Below are 22,023 nucleotides of genomic sequence, written 5' to 3' on the forward strand. Positions count from 1 at the left end.
ATGACCGAGATCAGCCGCGTGGCGCTGTTTGGCAAGCTGAACAAGCTGGGATACCAGGCCGTTGAAAGCGCAACCGTGTTCTGCAAGATGCGGGGCAATCCATATGTCGAGCTGGTGCATTGGATGCATCAGCTGCTGGCGCAGCAGGACAGCGATTTGCACCGGATCATCCAGCATTACGATCTGGATGCGGGCAAGATTGCCTCCGAACTCACCCGCGCGCTGGACATGCTGCCGCGCGGCGCCTCGACGATTTCGGATCTGTCGGACCATCTGATGGATGCGATGGAACGCGGCTGGGTCTGGGGCTCGCTGCTGTACTCCTCCTCCCAGGTGCGCAGCGGGCATCTGCTCTTGGGCATGCTGAAGACGCCGGCCTTGCGCAATATCCTGACGACCATGTCGCCGGAGCTGGCCAGGATCGGAGCCGATGACCTGGCGGACCATTTCAACGCAGCCACCGATGGCTCGCCCGAGGACCGGCTGGGCGCGCAGGACGGCTCCAACGTCACCGGCGGCGGCGCGGAGCCGGGCGAGGCCTCCGGTTCGATGGCGCCCGGTGCGATGGGCAAGGGCGAGGCGCTGCAGCAGTTCTGCACCGATCTGACCGAACAGGCGCGCAATGGCGAGATCGACCCGATTGTCGGCCGCGACGAGGAAATCCGCCAGATCGTCGACATCCTGATGCGCCGCAGGCAGAACAACCCGATCCTGACCGGCGAGGCCGGGGTGGGCAAGACGGCGGTGGTCGAGGGCTTTGCGCTGCGGATCGCGCGCGGCGACGTGCCGCCGGCACTGCATGATGTGCGGCTTCTGGTGCTGGACGTGGGCCTGCTGCAGGCCGGCGCCAGCATGAAGGGCGAGTTCGAAAACCGCCTGCGCCAGGTGATCGATGAGGTGCAGGCCAGCCCGGTGCCGATTGTGATGTTTGTCGATGAGACCCACACGCTGGTGGGGGCAGGCGGCGCGGCCGGCACCGGCGATGCGGCCAACCTGCTGAAACCGGCGCTGGCGCGCGGCACGCTGCGCACCATCGGCGCCACCACCTGGGCCGAGTACAAGAAATACATCGAGAAGGACCCGGCGCTGACCCGGCGCTTCCAGGTGGTCAAGGTCGATGAGCCGGGCATTCCGAAGGCGGTGCTGATGATGCGCGGCATTGCCTCGATGCTGGAAAACCACCACCGGGTGCAGGTGCTGGACGAGGGGATCGAGGCGGCGGTCAGCCTGTCGGCGCGCTATATCCCGGCGCGGCAGCTGCCGGACAAATCGGTGAGCCTGCTGGACACCGCCTGTGCCCGGGTGGCGGTCAGCCAGCACGCGGTGCCGGCCGAGGTCGACGACAGCCAGCGCCGCATCGAGGCGCTGACCACCGAGCTGGAGATCATCGGCCGCGATGAAACGGCTGGCTATGAGGTTGCTGAGCGGCGCGCGGCGGCGGAGGCCGCCAAGGCTGCCGAAGAGGAACGGCTGGCCGGGCTGACCGAACGCTGGGACAAGGAAAAGGCGGTTGTCGAAGGCATCCTGGAACTGCGCGCCAAGCTCCGGGAGGGGGCCGCGCCCGTGGACGCTGTCCCGGATGCCGGGGATGACGCCGCGGAGGGCGCCGCCGATAGCCCGCTCACGGACGACCAACGCGCCGAACTCATGCAGCAGCTGAAGGACAAGAACGCCGAGCTGGAGGCGCTGCAGGGCGATTCCGCGCTGATCCTGCCGATTGTGGACCATCAGGCGGTGGCAAGCGTGGTCGGCGACTGGACCGGCATCCCGGTCGGCCGCATGGTCAAGGATGAGATCGAGACCATTCTGAACCTGGAGGAGCATCTGGCGAAACGGGTGATCGGCCAGGACCACGCGATGAAGATGATCGCCAAGCGGATCCAGACCAGCCGGGCCGGGCTCGACAATCCGAACAAGCCGATCGGGGTGTTCATGCTGGCGGGCACCTCCGGTGTCGGCAAGACCGAGACCGCGCTGGCGCTGGCCGAGGTGCTGTATGGCGGCGAACAGAATGTCATCACCATCAACATGTCGGAATACCAGGAGGCCCATACCGTCAGCTCGCTGAAAGGCGCGCCGCCCGGCTATGTCGGCTATGGCGAGGGCGGGGTGCTGACCGAGGCGGTGCGGCGCAAGCCCTATTCGGTGGTGCTGCTGGACGAGGTCGAAAAGGCGCACCCGGATGTGCATGAGATCTTCTTTCAGGTGTTCGACAAGGGGGTGATGGAGGACGGCGAGGGTCGCATCATCGACTTCAAGAACACGCTGATCCTGCTGACCTCGAACGTCGGCACCGAGACCATCATGGACCTGTGCTCGGACCCGGATCTGATGCCGGAGCCGGAGGGCATGGCCAAGGCGCTGCGCGACCCGCTGCTGAAGGTGTTCCCGCCGGCGCTTTTGGGGCGTCTGGTGACGATCCCCTATTACCCGCTGTCGCCCGGCATGATCGCCGAGATCACCAAGCTGCAGCTGGGCCGCATCCAGAAGCGGGTGGAGGAGGCGCATGCGGTGCCGTTCTCCTATTCGGATGAGGTCGTCGACAAGATTGTCGAGCGCTGCCAGGAGCTGGAATCGGGCGGCCGGATGATCGACGCCATTGTCACCAATTCGATGCTGCCGGACATTTCCAATGAATTCCTGCGCCGCCTGATGGAGGGCGAGGAGGTCAGGAAGGTGGCTATCGGCGTCACGGACGGGGAGTTTTCATACGCGTTTGATTGATCGCGCCCGAGGGTAGTTAGTGGGGAGGAATCCAATGGTTAAACATGTTGTCATGGACATGAAGAACGTCGACATCAAGGCGTCGGGGCTGGAGATGGTTGTGCCGCCCAAACTGTCCTTCAAGGTTGTCGTCGAGCTGGACAAGAAAATGGAGAAGGGGGTCGAGAAAGACCCGCTTCTGCAGCAGGAGTTTCACGCCGGCGCCAGCGAAGTGTTCGAGCAGACCCGCGACACGATAGAGAAGAAGTGCAAGGTGTTCGACAAGGCCTTTGTCGAGATGGTCAACAAGGGCGCTGATGAAAAGACCATGGCGAAGCAGCTGAAAGGGCTGAACGAAGCGATCAAGAACGACATCAAGGTCGGTGAAAAAGCCGCCGAACTGGCCGCGCAGAAGGCCTGGGCCAACCTGCAGAAGAAGAAAAAGGAATGGTCCAAGTTCAAGATCAAGATCGGCGTCTCGATTGCCGGCACCCTGGCCGGCCTGGCGGTCAGCATTGCGGCAATGGCGACCTCGCCGTTTTCGGGCGGCGCGGGCGCGGCCTTTGCCATCATCGGTTTCATCAAGTCGGGTGTGTCGCTGGCCAAGGACATCGGCAAGCTGGCGGTCAACATCGAGCAGTCCAAGGTGATCCTGGTGAAGAATCTGGCGGTGGTGGAAAAGGCCGCCTCCAACCCCAAGCTCAATGCGGCGAACGAGGTCTCGGCGGCGGTGTTCCAGGAGTTCCTCGGCATCTCGCAGCCTTCGGTCAAGACGGTGGAGGATGCGGCAGACACGCTGAAGGCGAAATATGCCCAGATGATCGTCAAGATGCATGACCTGTCCAAGACCCTGAACAAGATCCTGAAGCAGCAGGAAAAGCTCAAGAAGGAGTTTCTGACCGAGGTCGGCAAGAAGCTGAAGAAGCACCCGATCAAGGACAAGAAGACCCAGCTGGTGATGGTCAGCAAGGCGCTGGATGCGGCGCTGGCCAACAATTACGATGCGGTGCAAAGCGCCATCGACAAGATCCAGATCATGTATGGCGAGGCCCGCGACTGGGCCAGCAAGATCAAGGATCTGATGAAGCGGGTGACGGCGCTGACGATCAAGGATCCCAAGGCGCTGAAAGTGTTCCGCGAGGGGCTGAAGTTCGCGGCGCTGGCGCTGTCGCCGATCGACGGCAACTCGATCGCCACCGGCGCCAAGGACCTGGCCCTGGGCGTTGGCGGTGCCGCGGGCGGCTATGCCTATGACAAGATCACCAGCAAGGCGCTGGACGGGACCGTGTTCGACGCGGCCTGAGACAAGACAAAAGACCGCCGGGCGCAGCAGACGCCCGGCCGAAACGGAACGACCGGGTGGAGAGAAAGATTGGACAGCAGCGCGCAAACATCAGTGACGCTTCGGGACCGGGCCCGGGAATTTGTTGAGCGCCCGTGGGTGACCAATGCGGTCCTGGGCGTGATCATCTTCAATGCCGTTACCCTTGGATTGGGCACCTCTGATACCGTCAACGCGCATGCCGGCGGGCTGCTGGATGCGATCGACAGGGTGGTTCTGGGCATCTTTGTCGCCGAACTGGCGCTCAAGCTTTTTGCCTATGGGCTGCGCTTCTTCACGTCGGCTTGGAACATCTTCGATTTTCTGGTGGTCTCGGTGGGCCTGCTGCCGGACAGCCAGGGCTTGTCAGCGCTGCGCGGCCTGCGGGTGGTGCGCGCCTTGCGGCTGCTGTCGGTGGTGCCGCAGATGCGCGCCGTGGTGCAGGCGCTGCTGGATGCGCTGCCGGGCATGGGCGCGGTGATCGTGATGATCTCCATTGTGTTCTACGTGTTCGGGGTGATGGCCACGCTGATGTATGGCAATGCTTTCGACGCCTGGTTCGGCACCCTGGGGCGGTCGCTCTATTCGCTGTTCCAGATCATGACGCTGGAAAGCTGGTCGATGGGCATCGTGCGTCCGGTGATGAAGGAGTTCCCCTATGCCTGGGCGTTCTTTGTGCCGTTCATCGTGATTACCGCCTTCTCGGTCCTGAACCTGTTCATCGGCCTTTTGGTCAATACCATGCAGTCGGCGGTGGAGGCCGAAGCGGAGGCCGAGTTCGAGCAGCTGCGCGATCTGGTCAAGTCGGAGACCGACGTGGTGGATGCGCATGTGCTGGAGCTGCATGAGGAAATCAAGGCTCTGCGGGCTGAAATCGCGGAGCTGAAAGGGCGGGGCGATGGCTGACAGCTCGCAGAAGTTCATCGCCCGCAACCGGGCACCGCGCGTTCAGATTGAATATGACGTGGAGCTCTATGGCTCAGAGAAAAAGGTGCAGCTGCCCTTTGTGATGGGGGTGATGAGCGACCTTGCGGGCAAGTCCGAAGTGGAGCAGCCCGCCATTGCGGACCGCAAGTTCCTGGAGATCGACGTCGACAATTTCGACGAGCGGATGAAGGCACTGGCGCCGCGCGCCGCCTTCACGGTGCCCAACACGCTGACCGGCGAGGGCAATCTGGCGGTCGATCTGACGTTCGAAAGCATGGCGGATTTCTCGCCCGGCGCCATTGCCGGCAAAGTGGAGGCTTTGCGCCCGCTGCTGGAAGCGCGCACCCAGCTGCAGAACCTGATGGCCTATATGGACGGCAAGACCGGGGCGGAAGCGCTGATCGAGACGATCCTGAACGATCCGGCACTGCTTTCGGCAGTGTCGGCGCCTGCGGCGGATGCCGATAGCGCCGCCGCGCTGGACAGCCTGCGCAATCTGGAGCTGCCTGAGGCGGCGGAAGATGACGGCAGTGACGTTCTGGCAGAGCTTGCGGCGCAAGCCCCGGAGGATGCAGCCAAGGAGGATGCATCGAGCGGTGTTCTTGATGCGCTGCGCGAGTCGGCGCCGGAGGATCAGGCCGCAGAAGATGACTCGGCAGGCGTGCTGGCGGGTTTGAGTGAGGCCGCCCCGCCGGAGTCAGACCAGCCGGATGAAACCGCAGGTGCCCTGGCGTCCTTGGCTGCGGCAGAGGTGCAGGAGGCTGCGCACGAGGATAGCGCAGACTCTGTTCTGGAAGGGCTTGCGCAGGCGGATGTGCCGGACCCGGACCCGGAAGCGGAGGAAGCCACTGGCGCGGTGCTGGCCGGCCTGTCGGCGCAGGCGCCGGAAGAAGATGCCGCGGAGGATGCATCAGGCAGTGTTCTTGAGGGGCTGCGTGCGGCGGAACCCGCGGCGGTGAAACCCGGGGACGAGTCGGCCGAGATTCTGTCAGGCCTGAGCGCCGCGGCACCGGTCACGGAAGATCCGGACGACGAAACCGGGGATGCGCTTGCGTCACTGGCGTCGGCAGAGGTGCCGGAGTCTGAAGAGGAAGATCAGGCGGATTCTGTTCTGGAGGGGTTGGCGCAGGCCGATGTTCCCGAAGCGGCGGACGCGGGCCGCTCTGGCGAGGTGCTCGCGGGGCTGGCGGCGCAGGCACCGGAGGACGGTGGCGCAGACGATGCCGCGGCATCCGTGCTGGAGAGCCTTGCAGCAGCGCCAGAGCCTGAGGAACAAGCGGAAGATCACACCGGCGTTCTGGACGCGCTTGCGGGCACCGAACTGCCGGAAGAGGCCGACACTGAAGCCGATGACGCGCTGGACAGCCTGGCGGATGCCAACATCGAAGAGCAGACCGCTGAAGATCACTCCGGCATTTTTGCCGGGCTTGCGGAACAGGCGCCGGAAGACGCCGCGGAAGACGATACCGCTGGTGCTGCCTTGGAGAGCCTGGCGGCGGCGGATGTGCCGGAAGCCGAAGAGGCCGAGGACCATTCTGCGGTTCTGGGAGAGCTGGCCTCGGCCGGGATTGAAGAAGAAAGCGATGACGCCGCCGAGGGCGCGCTGGAAAGCCTTGCCGCCGCCGGCGTGGACGAGCCGGAGGCCGAGGACCACTCGGGCATCCTGGAGGGTCTGGCGGAACTGGAGCCTGAGGAAGTCCAGGCAGACGGAGCCTTGGACGCCGCTTTGGAGAGTATGGCCGGCGTGGAAGGGGACGAGGATATCACCGGCGTTCTGGATGGGCTGACCGAAACGGAACTCACCGATGAGGATGACGGCGGGGAGGCTGCCGCGGCCTTGGAGAGTCTGGCGGGTGCCGCAATTGAGGAAGAGTCTGGTGACGGCGGTCTGGACGATGTTCTTGACGGCCTGCTGGAGGAGTCACCGGAAGAGCAGGACCCCGCCGGCGCGGCGGAGGATGCGCTGGCGGGCTTGGGTCCGGTTGAAGGCGCGGACGCCGCGGAGGACAGCTCCGGTGATATTCTGGAAAGTCTGCTGGAAGACGGCCTGGACGCGGAGGACAGCAGCGGCGGCGCGGACGGTACTGCGGATGTGACGGCCGGGCTGGAGGAACCAGATGAGGACACGGAGGAGGTTGATCTGGGTGCGGCGCTGGAAACGCTGGACGCGCCGGCAGAGGACGCAGCCGAGGATGGCGGGCTGGATGATCTGCTTGCAGATCTTGACAGCGATGCCACGCAGGACGACGCGGAGGACGACGGTCTGGACAGTCTTCTGGGCGATCTGACCGGCGGGGATGACTCCGCCGCGGCGGATGATCTGGATGCGCTGTTAAGCGATGCGGAGGACCAGCCGCCTGCGGAAGCCGCTGAGGACGGCAGCGGGCTGGACGATTTGCTGGGGGATCTGGACAGTCTGGACAGTAAGGAGGCTGAAGGTGAAGACGGCTCTGATCCGGCTGCGCTGCTGGCCGGCGGGGAGGAGCTGGAAGACGCTGCCGCGGAGGTTTCGGACGACGGCAGTCTGGACGAGCTTCTGAGCGACCTGGATGCGGAAGACAGCGCCGCGCCCGAACCGGCAGACGAGGATCCCGGAGCGGAGGAAGATGCCAGCCTCGATGATCTTCTGGGGGATCTGGGCAGCGATGAGGACGACGGTGATCTGGACGATCTTCTGGCGGGCCTCGGCGAAGAGGCGGCGGAAGAAGAAAGCGCGGAAGCGGACAGCGCCGAGGATGACCTTGATGCGCTGCTGGGCGGCTTGGGAGATGCGGACTCTGAGCTGGATGATCTGATCGGCGATGACGGTGATATGGACCTTGACGATCTGCTGGGGGATTTGGGGGACGGCGGCGCAGAGCCGGCGGCGGCAGGAGCAGATGCCTCTGAAGAGCCTGAGTTTGCCTATGGCACCATGAGCGCAGACCGCCCCGCGGCGCAGAAGCTGGAGCGGAAGCGGTTCCGGCTGGCGGTGCTGGGCGATTTCTCCGGCCGCGCGGCAAAAGGACAGCTGGAGACCGGAGACGGGCTGGCGGCGCGCAAGGCGATCCTGTTGGATCCGGATACGGTCGAGGATGTGATCGCGGGCTTTGCCACCGAGCTGGTCCTGCCGATCGGCAAGGATGGTGCCGGGATTGCGGTGAAGCTGGAGGATCTGGACGGGCTGCATCCGGATGAGCTTTATGAAAACGTTGAATTGTTCTCGGAACTGGTGGGCCTGCGCAAGCAGCTGCAAAGCGGCGCGACGGCAGATCATGCGGCGACTACGCTGAAGGCCTGGGCCGAAAAGCACGGCACAAAGGCGCGGGCGCCGAAACGGACTTCGGCAGGCAATTCGGTGCCGGCAGACAAGCGCCTGAGCGCCTTTCAACAGCTGATTGGCGCGGCCGGCATCACCCCGCGCGCGGCGTCGCCGGTGGAGGAGCTGCTGGCGCGCGTTGTGGGCCCGCATATCCGGGCGCTGCCGGATCCCGACGTGGCGGCGATGCAGAAGGCGGTGGATGAAGCGCTGGGGCACGCGATGCGGCTGGTGCTGCACCACCCGGAGTTCCAGTCGATCGAGGCGCAGTGGCGCTCACTGGACCTGATGGCGCGCTCGATCGAGGACGACGACACGCTGGATGTGATGCTGTATGACATTTCGGCAGAGGAATTGGCGGCGGATCTGGCCGCGGAAGAGGACCTGTCGAAAACCGGCTTTGTGCGGCTTCTGACGGAGGAGCCGCTGGATGAGGAGAACGGGCGCGGCGGGTATTCGGCGCTGATCGGCATGTACCAGTTCGAGGAAACCCCGCCGCATGCGGAGCTGCTGGGCCGGATTGCCCGGGTGGCCGCGCATGTGGATGCGCCGTTCTTTGCGGCGATCTCGCCGGAGTTCCTGAAGACGCCCAAGGCGGAGCGGCCCAAGCTGGTGGCCGATGCCTGGAACACGCTGCAGGGCATGGCCGAGGCCGGGCATCTGGGGCTGGTCAGCCCGCGGTTCCTGCTGCGCAGGCCCTATGGGGAAAAAACCGAGCCTTGTTACGAGTTTGAATTCGAAGAGTTTACCGAAACGGAAGGCTTGAAGGGCATGCTCTGGGCCAACCCGGCCGTGCTGGTGGCGATCCTCCTGGCGCGGTCCTTCCGGGAGAACGGTCCTTCGCTGCAGCTGGGCAAGATCATGACTTTGGGAGGGATGCCCTATCATTATGTGAACGACAAGTTCGGTGACCAGGTGGCGCTGCCGTGCACCGAGCGCAACATCGACTTGAACAAGATCGCGCAGGCGCAGGAACGCGGCTACATGGCGGTGAGCGCGGTCAAGGGGCGGGATGAAGTGCGGCTGACGTCTTTCAATTCTTTGAAAGGCAGTGAAATCCTGGGCCCCTGGACCGGATTGCCGGCACCTGAGCCGTCGCCGCCGGACCCGCGCGGGCTGCCGAAGCCGGCAGCACCTGCGGGCGGCGGGGAGGAAGATGAAGATCTGGATCTTGATTTGGATCCGGGCGGAGATGATGGGGATGATCTCGGCCTGGATGATCTTGATTTCGGGGGCGATGACGGTGATGACGATGGCCTCGGGGATCTGGATGACCTTTTGTCGTCGTTCGGGGATGACGGCGATGATGATGATGACGGCGGCGACGACGAAATGGATGCGGATCTCGCCGCGCTTTTGGATGATTTATGATGCGAATGTTTGAGAACACTGCCGGCGATTTCCGGCCCGGTTCCCGTCGCGGAAAGGAGGAGCCATGGTTGTAAGCAAGGGCCATGAAAACGACCTCGCCTGGATGTCGGGGACATATTCCGCCGACGGCCTGATGATGAGCCGTGCGATTGTGAGGGAGGGGCTGAGCAAGCTCACCGAGACCACCATCGAATTTGCGGCCACAAAGAGCCAGCCCAAGCTGCAGGACCTGGTCGGCAAGCAGATGAATGTGCATGTGATGCGCCAGCAGACGGAGCATCAGTTCAATGGGCTGTGCATTTCGGCCGAGTATCTGGGGTTCCGCAACGGCTATGAGATGTATGTGGCGGAGGTCCGCCCCTGGTTCTGGCTGCTGACCCGGACCAGCGATCTGCGGGTGTTCCAGGAAAAGACCACGGTCGACATCATCAAGCAGCTGTTCAGCGAGTACGGGTTCAGCGATTACACCGACAAGCTGAGCGATAGTTACGAAACGCGGGAATACTGCCTGCAATACCGTGAGAGCGATTATGCCTTCCTGTGCCGGCTGATGGAGGAAGAGGGCATTTACTTTTATTTCGACAGCCCGGCCGGCGACACCGCACGCGAGAAGCTGGTGCTGTGCGATGGTGTCAGCGGGCACTCTCCCATCAAGGGCGGCGCCAGCATCGAGTTTCACGCCCGCGACGACAGTGACCGGCGGCGCGAGGAGCATATCTCGGAATGGGCCAAGGAGGAAATCCTGACCCGCGGCAAGGTCACGCTGAACGATTTCAACTTTGAGACGCCCTCGGCGGATCTGACCGCGGCCACCGCGATTGCCAAGGGCAGCCACTCCTACAAGAACTACGAAGTTTACGACTACCAGGGCCGCTATCCGTCCAAGACGCCTTTGGGGGACAAGCGGTCGCGGGTGCGGATGGAAGCGGAGGCGGTCAGGCACATCCGCTGGCGCGGCGCGTCGAGCGTGGCGACGCTGGGCACCGGCAGCACCTTCACGATGGAAAAGCATCCGGTGAAGGAGAACAACAAGGAATACCTCGTCATCGAGACGGAACATCATGTCAAGGTGGCTTGGGATTATGGCGAGCGGGAGAGCCAGAAGAAGAAGGAGGTCGCAACCAAGGGCGCCATGCGGCGCGACCTGAAGCCCCGCAATATGGATGTGCCTGAGGAGATGGAACACGACGTCTATGCGTCGACCTTCAGCGCCATTCTGAAATCCGAACAGTTCCGGGCGCCGCTGGTGACCCCCTGGCCGGAAGTGCAGGGGCTGCAGACCGCAACCGTGGTCGGCCAGAGCGGCGAGGAGATCTGGACCGACAAGCACGGCCGGATCAAGATCCAGTTCCACTGGGACCGCGAGGGCAAGAAGAACGAGACTTCGTCGTGCTTTGTGCGGGTGGTGACCCCCTGGTCCGGTAAAAACTGGGGCATGGTGGCAATCCCGCGCATGGGCCAGGAGGTGGTGATCCAGTTCGAGGACGGCAACCCGGACCGGCCGATCTGCACCGGCATGCTTTACAATGCTGAAACCATGCCGCCCTATACCTACCCCGACGATCAGACCCAGCTGGGGATCAAGACCAACTCCTCAAAAGGCGGCGGTGGCTATAACGAGCTGATGTTCGATGACAAGAAGGACAGCGAACTGATGCGGGTGCAGGCCCAGAAAGATCACCAGATGCTGGTCAAGGACCGCTCGACGGTGACGGTGGGCATGGATGCGCCGGACCCGGAGGTGACGTCCGCGGATGAAAAGAGCTATGTGTTCACGGTTCAGCAGCACATGACGGAAACCGTGCACGAGGGGGACCGGACCGAAGTGGTGGAGACCGGCGACAAGTCGGAGACCATCCAGACGGGCAACATGACTTTGGACGTGGATACCGGCAACCTGACCGAGACCATTGCCCAGGGCAATCACAGTGAAACCGTGTCTCTGGGGAATCTGACCATTGACGTGACCGCCGGCAAGATCGCGATGAGCGCGGGCCAGGAAATTAAGCTGACCGTGGGGGCCTCCGAGGTCAAGATCGACAACTCCGGGGTCTCCATCAAGGGGCCGATGATCAAGATCGAAGGCACCGGCATGGTCGAGGCCAAGGCGCCGATGACCACCGTCAAAGGCGAGGCGATGCTGACCCTTAAGGGCGGCCTCACGATGATCAACTAGGTGGGCACAGATGTCGGCAAGATTTGAAAAGCTGGTGAAAATGCCCAAGGACCCGGTGGCCAAGCTGCTGTCGCGGGCAAATGTCATCCTGAAGACGCCGCTGGAAGCGCCGCCTACGGCGCTGGCGGGAACGGTGCTGGAGGAACTCGACCGCAAGGGGGCCCTGGTTGATCTTTTGCGGCTGCTGGCGGTGCTGCTGCCCCCGCGTGAGCGGGTCTGGTGGGCCTGTCTGGCGGCCCGCGACTACATCGGGCCGCGATCGGACCAGGATCCGGCCTCGCTGACGGCGTCGGAGGCCTGGGTGTTCGAGCCCAGCGAGGAAAACCGCGACAAGGCGCGGATCACTCTGGATCATGCCTATGTCGATGATGACACGGTGAATTGCGCGCTGGCGGTGCTGTATGCGGCGGGAACGCTGGGACCGGGGGAATTGAACCAGTATCCCGCCCCGGCGGGTGCCTCGGAGGCGGCGGCCTTTGCCATGAATATGGTGGCCTTGGGTCAATTGTCTGATAAGTTTGAAGAACACGGCGCCGTTCTGGTAGAGCGGGCACTGGATATTGCGCGCGGGGGCAAAGGGCAGGTCATCGAAGTCCCGATGCACGCGGCGCAGAATTGAAGGGGAGGATGTAAGACATGGGAATGCCACAGGCCCGGGTGACGGATCTGCATGCCTGCATGCTGCCCTCCACCCCGCCGCCGCCGGTGCTGCCGGTGCCAACGCCGATTTTGCCGCCCTGTGCGGTGACCGTGCTGGTGGCCAACCTGCCGGCTGCACGGCTGGGCGACATGTGCACGGCGGCGCCCTCGCCGCACCCGATCATCAAGGGCTCGGCGACGGTGCTGATCAACAGTATGCCCGCGGCGCGGGTTTTGGACAGCACCGCCTGCGGCGGTATGATCGCCAAGGGGGAATTCACCGTGCTGGTGGGAGGATAAGCCCGAATATGGGAGTGACGCTGAAATTTCAGAGTTCGGGTGCAATGCCCGGCGATGCGGCGCCTGTTCCGATGCGGGGGCCGAGTCTCACGGTGGGGCGCGGCGCCAGTTGCGACCTGGTGCTGCCCGACCCGGATCAGATGCTGTCGCGCAATCACTGCGTGATCGAGGACCACAACGGCAATGTGGTGGTGGTGGATCTCAGCTCCAACGGCACCTTTCTGAACTATTCCAAGATCCCGCTGGGGCGCACGCCGACACCGCTCAACAATGGCGATGTGCTGTGCGTCGGCAACTATGAGCTGGTTGTGGAAATCCGCGATGATCTGGCGGATGTGGGCGACATGATCGCGGCACCGGCGGCGCAGGGCCCGGCTTCCCACGGCAATGCGGCCAACGCGCCGGATCCGCTGCAACTGCTGGAGGATGCAGGCCCAGGCGGCGATTTTCTGGATGATTTGCTTGGCGAGGGGCTGAAGGGCCCCGCGCAGCTGAACCCGGTCGACCCGATTGACGAGCTGCTGCCGCCGATGGGCGAGGAAGAAGATCCGTTCTTCCAGAAAGCCAGCGACGGGCGCGAAGGCGAGGGCGCGAGCCTGGCAAACCACAATCCGACCGCCTCGGACGGGTTTGCCGCGCCGGCTGCGCAGTCAAGCGTGATTCCGGACGATTGGGACGATGATTTCCTGTCGGGCATCGGCGAGCCGGAAACGCCGGCGCCGCAGCCGGACCCGCAGCCTGCACCGCCGCCGCGCGAAGTGCCGCAGCCGCCGACAGAGCTGCCGCCTGCCGCGCCGCCGCAGGAAGCCCCGCCGGCACCGCCGCAGGAAATCCCTCCGGCGCAGGCCTCCGCTGCTCCTTCGGCGGAGGCGCAGGAGGCGGTTGCCGCCTTCCTCAACGGGGTGGGCGCCGATGTCAGCCTGGACCCGGCGGATCACGCCAGCACCATGGCGCGTATGGGCCGGGTGATGCGAACGCTGGTCACGGGTCTGCGCGAGATCCTGATGACGCGGACTTCGATCAAGTCGGAATTCCGCATCGAGCAGACGATGATCTCGGCAGGCGGGAACAACCCGCTGAAGTTTTCGATCACACCGGAACAGGCCGTGGAGGCAATGGTGCGCCCCGCGACCAAAGGCTATTTGTCGCCTGAGACCGCCGCCGAGGAGGCGCTGCGGGACATCAAGGCGCATGAGGTGGCGATGGTCACCGGCATGGAGGCGGCGCTGAAGGGCGTGCTGAAGCGTCTCGATCCCAAGGCGCTGGAAGCTCAGATCGAGGACAAGGGCGGCTTTACCGGCCTCTTGCGCGGCAAGAAGGCGCGGTATTGGGACGTTTACGAGCAGCTTTATGCGGAGATTTCCGACCAGGCTGAGAATGATTTTCACGACCTGTTCAGCCGCGAATTTGCGCGGGCCTACAAGCAACAGCTGGACAGGCTGAAGGAATGATTGGCGGCGCGCCCTGGCGCGTGCCCGCAAGTAAAAGGAGATCCCGGTGTCCTGGGACAGCAAGGTACTTTGGACGGAGGGGCTGTTTCTGCAGCCGCATCACTTCCAGCAGTCCGACCGATACAACGAGGCGCTGATTGCCGGGCTGGCGCGGCGGCTCAGCCCCTATGCCTGGGGGGTGAACGGGCTGGAGATCGACCATGAGGCGCTGAAGATCGGCCAGTTTGCGGTGAAGTCCTGCGCGGGGCTGACCCACGACGGCACGGTGTTCCGGGTGCCGATGGCGGATCCGCATCCGCCGGCCATGGAGGTGCCGACAACGGTCAAGGACTGCATCGTCTACCTGACCGTGCCGCAGCGCCGCCAGGGCGCGACGGAGGTCGATCTGAGCGGCGCCGAACGGTCGGCCAGCCGCCTGCGCCCGGACAAGCAGGAAGTGACCGATGTGACCTCGACCGAGCGCAAGCCGGTGGAGCTGGATGTGGGCAAGATGCGTCTGCAGTTTGCGCTGGAGGTGGATGACCTGGCCGACCTGCTGGCGATCCCGCTGGCCCGCATCATCGAGGTGCGCGCCGACAAGGAGATCGTGCTGGACCAGGCCTTTGTGCCGTCCTGCCTGGATGTGCGGGCGGCGCCCGCGCTCAGCGGTTTCCTGCGCGAGCTGGAGGGGCTGCTGGCGCACCGGATGGAGGCGCTGGCGGGCCGTTTGTCGGAGGCGGGCGGCGCCCGCGGGGTGGCGGATGTGTCGGACTTCATGCTGCTGGCGGTGGTCAACCGGATGCTGCCGCAGGTGCGCCATCTGCGCAATATCGAGAATCTGCACCCCGAACGCCTGTTCACCCTCTGCGCCGGGCTGGCCGGAGAGCTGTCGGTGTTCATGTCGACCGAAAAACAGGCGCCGGAGTTTCCGCCCTACACCCATGACAATCTGGTGGATTGCTTTGCGCCGGTGATCCGGGTGCTGCGCCAGTATCTGAGCTCGGTGCTGGAGCAGACCGCGATCCCGATCAAGCTGGAGGCGCGCAAATACGGCATCTCGGTGGGGGTGATTGCCGACCGCAAGCTGCTGGGCAACGCCGGCTTTGTGCTGGCGGTCAGCGCCGACATCCCGGCGGAGGACGTGCGCAAGCATTTCTCCGGCCAGGCCAAGATCGGACCCGTGGAGGAGATCCGCCAGCTGGTGAACTCGGCGCTGCCGGGGATCACCCTGCGCCCGCTGCCGGTGGCGCCGCGGCAGATCCCCTATCATTCGGGTGTGGTCTACTTTGAGATGGACGCAGACAGCCCCTATTGGCGCAAGATGACCACTTCGGGCGGGATCGCGGTGCATGTGTCGGGACAGTATCCCGGGCTCAAGATGGAGCTTTGGGCGATCCGTAATGCATAAGGGAAGATGCTGAGATGGCTGATTATGACGATCCCTTTGCCGAACCGGGGGATACCGACAAGACGGTGATCAAGCCGAACCCGGGCGGGCGGCGCCCGGCCGCGCCGATGCAGCAGCCGGAGGTGCCGCAGGCCCCGCCCGCGGCAGGACAGACTGCCGAGCCTGCGCTGGACGCCTATGGCGTGCCGCAGGCCGCCGCACCGAAACCGCAGGCGGCGGCAGGCGGCGCCAAGGCGCCGAAGATGGCGCTGACGGGGATGAACCAGCTGACCGCCTGTGCGTCGACCCTGTTTGCGCTGATTTCCCGCATCCGCAACCGGGCCCAGCATATGGACCCGGACGGGTTGCGCAAAAATGTCGTGGCCGAGGTGCGCGCATTTGAAAACCGCGCCCTGCAGGCGGGCATTGCCGCGCAGACGGTGAAGATCGCGCGGTATGCGCTGTGCGCAACACTGGACGATGTGGTGCTGAACACGCCCTGGGGCGGCCAGTCCTCCTGGGGCTTGCAGTCGATGGTCGCGACCTTCCACCGGGAGGTGGTCGGCGGCGACCGGTTCTATGACCTGCTTGCACGGCTGGAGAAGGAGCCGGGCAGCAATATCGACATGCTCGAGTTCCTCTACATGTGCCTGTCGCTGGGGTTCGAGGGGCGGCTCAGGGTGGAGCAGGGCGGCTCTGAAAAGCACCTGCAGATCCGCGGCGCGCTGGCCCGGATCATCCGCAATCAGCGCGGACCGGTTGAGCGGGACTTGTCGCCGCATTGGGAAGGGCTGGTCAAACCGTTCAAGGCGCTGTCGGTCTGGCGGCTGGTGTGGATCACGCTGGCGGCCACGGCTGCGCTCTTGATGCTGCAGTTTCTGGGCCTCAGCTGGATGCTGTCGAACCAGACAGAGAATGTGGTCGGGCAGCTGACGATCGTTGATTCCGGGCGCAAGGCAGAACTGGAACGGCGCGCACCGCCGCCGCCGCCGCCGCCGCTGGCGCCAACGACCGAAGAACAGGTTGCCAAGGTTGCGGGCTTCCTGGAGCCGGAGATCAAGGAAGGCATCGTGCAGGTCTTCCAGAAGGGCAACACGCTGATCATCCGGCTGACCGGCTCGGGCATGTTCGGCTCCGGCTCTGACCAGCTGAGCAAGGCGTTCCGCAGTCCGGTGAACCGGGTGGCCGAGGCGCTGAATGACGAAAAGGGCAAGATCATCGTGGCAGGGCATTCCGACAATGTGCCGATCCGTTCCTCCCGCTTCCCGTCCAATATGGCGCTGTCGCTGGCACGCGCAAAATCGGTGATGGCGGGCATGGCCAGCGTGATGACCGATCCCGACCGGCTGTCGGCCGAGGGCCGCGCCGACAAGGAACCGATAGCAGACAACAGCACCCGCGCCGGGCGGGCCAAGAACCGCAGGATCGAAATCCTGCTGGTTCAGGAGGTTGAAGGATGATCCGCCGTTATATTTTTCCCCTGTTCCGGTCGATCTATACCATCCTGCTGATCCTGGCAGCTGTGCTGTCGGCCTGTGTGTGGTTTTTCGCGCCGTTCATCGGCAGCGGCGACTGGCGCCCGTTTGACGGGGTCATGGCACGGCTGATCACCATCGGGGTGATCTTCCTGCTGTATTTCATCATCATCGGCCTGATCTTCTGGCGCCGCCGCCGCAAGGACAAGGAGATGACCGAGGAGATGGCCGAAGCGGCCGACACCTCGGAAGACGATGTGCTGTCCGAGGAAATCGGCGAGCTGCGCGGCAAGTTCAAGAATGCGATGAAGGAGCTGCGCAAGTCCAAGGGCGGCCGCCGCCACCTGAACGATCTGCCGTGGTACATTATGATCGGCCCGCCGGGCGCGGGCAAGACCACGGCAATTGTCAATTCCGGCCTGCAGTTTCCGCTGGCCGAGAAGCTGGGCAAGGCGGCGATTGGCGGTGTCGGCGGCACCCGCAACTGCGACTGGTGGTTCACCAATGACGCGGTGCTGATCGACACGGCGGGGCGTTATACCACCCAGGAAAGCGATGCGGAGGCAGATAATGCGGCCTGGCTGGGCTTCCTGGGGCTGATGAAGAAGTACCGGAAGCGGCAGCCGATCAACGGCGCGATCATTGCGATTTCGCTGTCGGATCTGTCGTTGCAGGATGAGATCACCCAGAAAAGCCACGCCGCCGCGGTACGCCGCCGTCTGGCGGAGCTGCGCGAAAAGCTGGGCGTGCGTTTCCCGGTTTATGTGCTGTTCACCAAGGCCGACCTGATTGCCGGCTTCCAGGAGTTCCACGACAGCCTGGGCAAGGAAGACCGCGAACAGGTCTGGGGCTTCACCCTGCCGCTGCCCAAGGGCAAGAAGGAGCAGGCGCCGATTGCCGGGTTCGATGAGGAGTTCGGCCTGCTGCTGGGGCAGCTCAATGCGCAGCTTCTGGAAAAGATGCAGACCGAGACCGACCATCAGCGCCGGGCACTGATTGCGGGGTTCCCGGCACAGGTGGCCTCGATGCGCGGGGTGGCGCGCGAGTTCCTGACCGAGGTGTTCCAGGACAACCGCTATGAGCAGCGTCAGATGCTGCGGGGGATCTATTTCACATCCGGCACTCAGGAAGGCACGCCCATCGACCGGCTGATGCTGGGGATGGCGCAGACTTTCGGCATCGGGCGGCAGGCGATTGGCTCGGGGCAGGGCACCGGGCGCAGCTTCTTCCTGACCCGGCTGTTCGAGGGGGTGATGTTCCCGGAAGCGGGGCTGGTGTCGGCTGACGACAAGGTCGAGCGCCGCTACCGCTGGACCCGCCGGATTGCCATCACCGCCACCGTGCTGGTGGCGCTTGCAATGGGCGCGCTCTGGGTGCGCTCCTACCTCAGGAACACTGATCTGATCGCCCAGGCCGAGGGCCAGGTCTCGGCCTATCAAGCCGCCGCAGCGCAATTGCCGCCGAGCCCTGTCGGGGACACCGACCTGGTGCCGGTGGCAGCGGCGCTGAACAATCTGCGCGATATGCCGGGCAACCCGGTGCTGTCCGATCCGGAGCCGGATGGGGCGATGACCTATGGCCTGTACCAGGGCGAGGTGATCGGCACCCAGGCGGCGCAAACCTACCGCGCGGCGCTGAACCAGCGGCTGCTGCCGCGGCTGCTGGTTCGGCTGGAGCAGCAGATCGAGGGCAACATCAGCAACCCCGACACGCTTTATGAGGCGCTGAAGATCTATCTGATGCTGGGCCTGCAGGGACCGATGAACCCCGATCTGGTCAAGGAGTGGATGCGGCTGGACTGGGAAAACATTGCCTATCCCGGCATCGCCCGCAGCCAGCTGCGCGCCGATCTGATGGACCACCTGACCGCGCTCCTGTCGCAGCCGATGGAGGAGATTGCGCTGAATGGCCCGCTGATCACCCAGGCGCAGAACATCCTGTCGGAAATGCCGCTGGCGCAGCGGGTCTACAACGGCATCCTGAATTCGCAGCAGGCGACGGCGCTGCCGAAATGGCGGATTACCGATGTTGGCGGGCCGTCGGTCACGCGCGTGCTGGTCAGGAGCTCCGGCAAACCGCTCAACGACGGGATCGAGGGGATCTTCACCTATGACGGCTTCCACAACGTGTTCCTGCCGGAGGCAGTCAGTGTCGCCGAACGGGTGCATCGCGAGGCCTGGGTGCTGGGCGAGCAGAATGAAGCTGCCCAAAATGAGGCGGTCCTGCTGAAGCTCAGCCGCGACGTGCTGGATCTCTACTATAACGACTTCATCAGCCGGTATGACCAGATCCTGGGGGATATCGACATCATCCCGCTGGAATCGCTGTCCCATGCCGTGGAGGTGACAAATGTGCTGTCCGGGCCGACCTCGCCGATCGTCAATATCCTGACTGAGGTCAGCAACGAGACCCGGCTGAACGAGGACAAGTCGGTTCTGGATGCAGGCACGCTTGGTGCAGGCGCGCAGAATGTAGCGGCGATCGAGGCGCGGTCCAACTTGTCGATCCAGGGCCAGATCCTGCTGGAAGCGCTGGTTAATTCGGCCACAAACGCACCGGGGCAGGCGGCCAAGCCGCCGGGCGCCTATGTGCAGGAGCGGTTCGAATGGCTGTTTAATCTGGTGAACCGGCCTGAGGGCCAGCCCTCGCAGCTGGATGATCTGATGGGGCAGCTGCAGCTGGTCTATCAGGAGCTGAACAAGATGTCCTTCTCTGGCGTGGCCACGGGCGGGCAAAGCGGCCAGGCGCTCTTGCAGTTCCAGCAGACCGCCAGCCGGATGGGTGGGCCTCTGCCCCGCTGGGCGACGCAAATCTCTGCTGGCTCTTCCGGGATCACCTCAGAAGGCACCCGCGCCTCGATCAACGCGCGCTGGCAATCGGCAGTGCTGCCATTCTGCGAACAGGCTCTGGCCAACCGCTATCCGTTCAACCGCTCGGCACGGGCCGATGTGGCAATGGCGGATTTTGCCAAACTGTTCGCGCCGGGCGGGATGATAGACGGGTTCTTCAATGATCAATTGTTGAAATATGTGGATACCCGCAGCCGCCCCTGGACCTGGAAACGGGTCAATGACGTGGATCTGGGCATCAGCCCGGCCGTGCTGCAGCAGATGCAGTATGCGGCTGAAATCAAGGAGGCATTTTTTGCCGGCGGCGCCCAGCCCGCGGTGCAGTTCCAGATCACCGTCAACGCGCTGGATCCCAAGGCCAAGGAGGTCGTGCTGGAGATCGACGGCACCAAAGTGGCCTACAACCACCGTTCCGGCGCGCCGACGCCGGTGGCGGTGACCTGGCCGGGCTCGGTCGGGTTGGCACGGATCACCCTCTTGCCGCAGAAGCGTGACGCCGAGAACGTGATGTCGCGGGACGGGCCCTGGGCCTGGTTCCGGCTGCTGGATGCTGCCGAAGTGCGGCGCACCAATGTCTCCGACCGGCGCCGGGTGAATTTCCGCGTTGGCGGCCGGCTGGCGCTGTTCGAGCTGCAGTCCGGTTCGGTGATCAACCCCTTCGCCCTGCCGGCGATGGCGAAGTTCAGCTGCCCGAAGTCGATGTGATGGCAGGGTTCGGCGCATTCGGTAAGATGCCCTCGGTTGGCGACTTTTTCCGGCTGAACACGCCGGGCGGGTTCGTGCGGGTGTGGGATGAATGGCTGCAGCAGGTTATGCTGGAGGGGCAGGGGGCTTATGGCTCCGGGTTCGACGCGCATTACATGTCGGCGCCGATCTGGCGGTTCACCCTGCCGGCCGGGCAGGCCGGAGCAGGGAAGGTAATGGGGGTGATGATGCCCTCGGTCGACCGGGTCGGGCGGCGGTTTCCGCTGACGCTGATGGCGGGTGTGCCGACGCCGGGGCCTGCGGCCCTGGACCACCTCAGCGAAGGGGCGCTGTTTGAACGGCTGGAGGATGTGGCACTGGATGCATTGGAGGACGAGATGACCAAAGACAGCCTGGCAGAGGCGCTTGCAGGTATTCCGGTTCCGGACAGGCAGACGGTTGTGCCGCTGGGCTCTGCCGGTGCGGCAATCACAGTGACCGGGGTGCAGGGGCGGGAGGCGCTGCCGCCAGCCCTGTCGGGCGAATTGCTGGAGCAACGTCTGTCCGGCTGCAGCCTGTGGGCCGCGGTGCTGGACGGGGAGCCGCGCATGATGGCCTGTCCCGGCCTGCCGCAGGGCGGCAGTGCGATGGGACTGTTTGATCTGGCTGCTCCGGTCTGGAGCGGGGCACGGCCGCTATGATGAACCCGCTGCGCAAATACCGCTACACCGCGCAGACCCACGTCGGGCTCGTGCGCAAGGTCAACGAGGATGCGGTTCTGGCGCTGCCGGAGCATGACATCTGGCTGGTGGCGGATGGCATGGGAGGCCATGATGCAGGTGATTTTGCCAGCCGGCTGATTGCCGATGCCGTGGCAATGATTCCGCTGGGCTTGGATCCGGCGGCCCGGATGCATGCGCTGCGGGATGCGATCCAGAATGCGCATAAAGCCATCCGCGCCGAGGCGGCGGCGCGCGGCGGCGGCACCATCGGATCTACGGTCGCGGCGCTGATCATGGCCAACCAGCATTTTGTCGGCCTCTGGGCTGGGGACAGCCGCATCTACCGGCTGCGCGGCGGGCACATCGAAATGCTGACCGAGGATCACTCGGCGGTGGCTGAATTTGTGCTGGCCGGCAAGATGACCTGGGACGAAGCGGAACAGCATCCGCAGTCCAATGCCATCACCCGTGCAGTGGGTGTGGGAGACGAGCTGGAGATCGACAAGATCCGTGGCGAGACTGTGCCTGGCGACCGGTTTCTGATCTGCTCTGATGGTTTGACCAAATATGCGACTTTTCAGATCCTGGAGGACGTGCTGGGCGGCACGCCGCTGGAAACCGTTGGCGACCAGCTGATTCAAATCGCGTTGAATGGCGGCGGCGGGGACAACATCACGGCGGTGGTGGTCGACGTGACCTGACACGGCCGTTTTCCGCTAGGATCCAAGCAGAAGATTTTCC

At 64.2% G+C, this 22,023-nt stretch carries 13 protein-coding genes and 1 pseudogene; all 14 read left to right on the forward strand.

Annotated elements, in window-relative coordinates; translation table 11 throughout:
* Nucleotides 1-2,724, forward strand: coding sequence for a type VI secretion system ATPase TssH (gene tssH / locus OKQ63_RS23925; protein WP_264214497.1), 2,724 nt, complete (start codon nucleotides 1-3; stop codon nucleotides 2,722-2,724).
* A 34-nt stretch (nucleotides 2,725-2,758) separates the two neighbouring features.
* Nucleotides 2,759-4,006 carry a hypothetical protein gene (locus OKQ63_RS23930; protein WP_264214498.1) on the forward strand — a complete coding sequence of 416 codons (1,248 nt, stop codon included), beginning with the start codon at nucleotides 2,759-2,761 and terminating at the stop codon, nucleotides 4,004-4,006.
* A 69-nt stretch (nucleotides 4,007-4,075) separates the two neighbouring features.
* Complete coding sequence (locus OKQ63_RS23935; RefSeq protein ID WP_264214499.1) at nucleotides 4,076-4,930, forward strand: ion transporter; 855 nt, start codon at nucleotides 4,076-4,078, stop codon at nucleotides 4,928-4,930.
* Nucleotides 4,923-5,420, forward strand: a pseudogene (gene tssB / locus OKQ63_RS23940) (type VI secretion system contractile sheath small subunit); the annotation flags it as partial. The gene OKQ63_RS23935 and the pseudogene tssB, both read left to right, overlap by 8 nt.
* Nucleotides 5,421-6,185: 765 nt before the next feature.
* On the forward strand, nucleotides 6,186-9,620 hold the full coding sequence (locus tag OKQ63_RS26210) for a type VI secretion system contractile sheath domain-containing protein (RefSeq protein WP_350356324.1): 3,435 nt from the start codon (nucleotides 6,186-6,188) through the stop codon (nucleotides 9,618-9,620).
* A gap of 64 nt (nucleotides 9,621-9,684) precedes the next feature.
* Nucleotides 9,685-11,796, forward strand: a complete 2,112-nt coding sequence (locus OKQ63_RS23950; RefSeq protein ID WP_264214500.1) for a type VI secretion system Vgr family protein — start codon at nucleotides 9,685-9,687, stop codon at nucleotides 11,794-11,796.
* A 10-nt stretch (nucleotides 11,797-11,806) separates the two neighbouring features.
* The gene (locus OKQ63_RS23955; protein WP_264214501.1) at nucleotides 11,807-12,415 is read left to right on the forward strand and encodes a DUF6931 family protein; all 609 of its coding nucleotides are present in this window, start codon (nucleotides 11,807-11,809) and stop codon (nucleotides 12,413-12,415) included.
* 17 nt (nucleotides 12,416-12,432) lie between these two features.
* Nucleotides 12,433-12,735 carry a PAAR domain-containing protein gene (locus OKQ63_RS23960; RefSeq protein ID WP_264214502.1) on the forward strand — a complete coding sequence of 101 codons (303 nt, stop codon included), beginning with the start codon at nucleotides 12,433-12,435 and terminating at the stop codon, nucleotides 12,733-12,735.
* 8 nt (nucleotides 12,736-12,743) lie between these two features.
* Nucleotides 12,744-14,186 carry a type VI secretion system-associated FHA domain protein TagH gene (gene tagH, locus OKQ63_RS23965; RefSeq protein ID WP_264214503.1) on the forward strand — a complete coding sequence of 481 codons (1,443 nt, stop codon included), beginning with the start codon at nucleotides 12,744-12,746 and terminating at the stop codon, nucleotides 14,184-14,186.
* A 46-nt stretch (nucleotides 14,187-14,232) separates the two neighbouring features.
* Nucleotides 14,233-15,573 (forward strand): type VI secretion system baseplate subunit TssK, encoded by a 1,341-nt coding sequence (gene tssK, locus OKQ63_RS23970; RefSeq protein ID WP_264214504.1) that lies wholly within the window; start codon nucleotides 14,233-14,235, stop codon nucleotides 15,571-15,573.
* A 14-nt stretch (nucleotides 15,574-15,587) separates the two neighbouring features.
* Nucleotides 15,588-17,012, forward strand: a complete 1,425-nt coding sequence (gene tssL, locus OKQ63_RS23975) for a type VI secretion system protein TssL, long form (RefSeq protein WP_264214505.1) — start codon at nucleotides 15,588-15,590, stop codon at nucleotides 17,010-17,012.
* Nucleotides 17,009-20,581, forward strand: coding sequence for a type VI secretion system membrane subunit TssM (gene tssM, locus OKQ63_RS23980; RefSeq protein WP_264214506.1), 3,573 nt, complete (start codon nucleotides 17,009-17,011; stop codon nucleotides 20,579-20,581). The genes tssL and tssM overlap by 4 nt, the downstream gene beginning before the upstream one ends.
* The gene (gene tagF / locus OKQ63_RS23985; RefSeq protein ID WP_264214507.1) at nucleotides 20,581-21,261 is read left to right on the forward strand and encodes a type VI secretion system-associated protein TagF; all 681 of its coding nucleotides are present in this window, start codon (nucleotides 20,581-20,583) and stop codon (nucleotides 21,259-21,261) included. Before tssM ends, tagF begins: the two co-directional genes overlap by 1 nt.
* A complete protein-coding gene (locus OKQ63_RS23990) occupies nucleotides 21,261-21,983 on the forward strand; it encodes a PP2C family protein-serine/threonine phosphatase (RefSeq protein WP_264214536.1) in 723 nt (240 codons plus the stop codon). The genes tagF and OKQ63_RS23990 overlap by 1 nt, the downstream gene beginning before the upstream one ends.
* Nucleotides 21,984-22,023 lie beyond the last annotated feature (40 nt).

It is taken from the genome of Leisingera thetidis, from assembly GCF_025857195.1.
Classification (GTDB): Bacteria; Pseudomonadota; Alphaproteobacteria; order Rhodobacterales; family Rhodobacteraceae; genus Leisingera; species Leisingera thetidis.

Bases quoted from the DNA above. Each gene is read 5' to 3' on its own strand.
- OKQ63_RS23960 (WP_264214502.1), top strand. From the start codon at position 12,433: ATGGGAATGCCACAGGCCCGGGTGACGGATCTGCATGCCTGCATGCTG.
- tssH (WP_264214497.1), top strand. From the start codon at position 1: ATGACCGAGATCAGCCGCGTGGCGCTGTTTGGCAAGCTGAACAAGCTG.
- tssL (WP_264214505.1), top strand. From the start codon at position 15,588: ATGGCTGATTATGACGATCCCTTTGCCGAACCGGGGGATACCGACAAG.
- tagH (WP_264214503.1), top strand. From the start codon at position 12,744: ATGGGAGTGACGCTGAAATTTCAGAGTTCGGGTGCAATGCCCGGCGAT.
- tagF (WP_264214507.1), top strand. From the start codon at position 20,581: ATGGCAGGGTTCGGCGCATTCGGTAAGATGCCCTCGGTTGGCGACTTT.
- OKQ63_RS23950 (WP_264214500.1), top strand. From the start codon at position 9,685: ATGGTTGTAAGCAAGGGCCATGAAAACGACCTCGCCTGGATGTCGGGG.
- OKQ63_RS23955 (WP_264214501.1), top strand. From the start codon at position 11,807: ATGTCGGCAAGATTTGAAAAGCTGGTGAAAATGCCCAAGGACCCGGTG.
- OKQ63_RS23930 (WP_264214498.1), top strand. From the start codon at position 2,759: ATGGTTAAACATGTTGTCATGGACATGAAGAACGTCGACATCAAGGCG.
- OKQ63_RS23990 (WP_264214536.1), top strand. From the start codon at position 21,261: ATGAACCCGCTGCGCAAATACCGCTACACCGCGCAGACCCACGTCGGG.
- tssM (WP_264214506.1), top strand. From the start codon at position 17,009: ATGATCCGCCGTTATATTTTTCCCCTGTTCCGGTCGATCTATACCATC.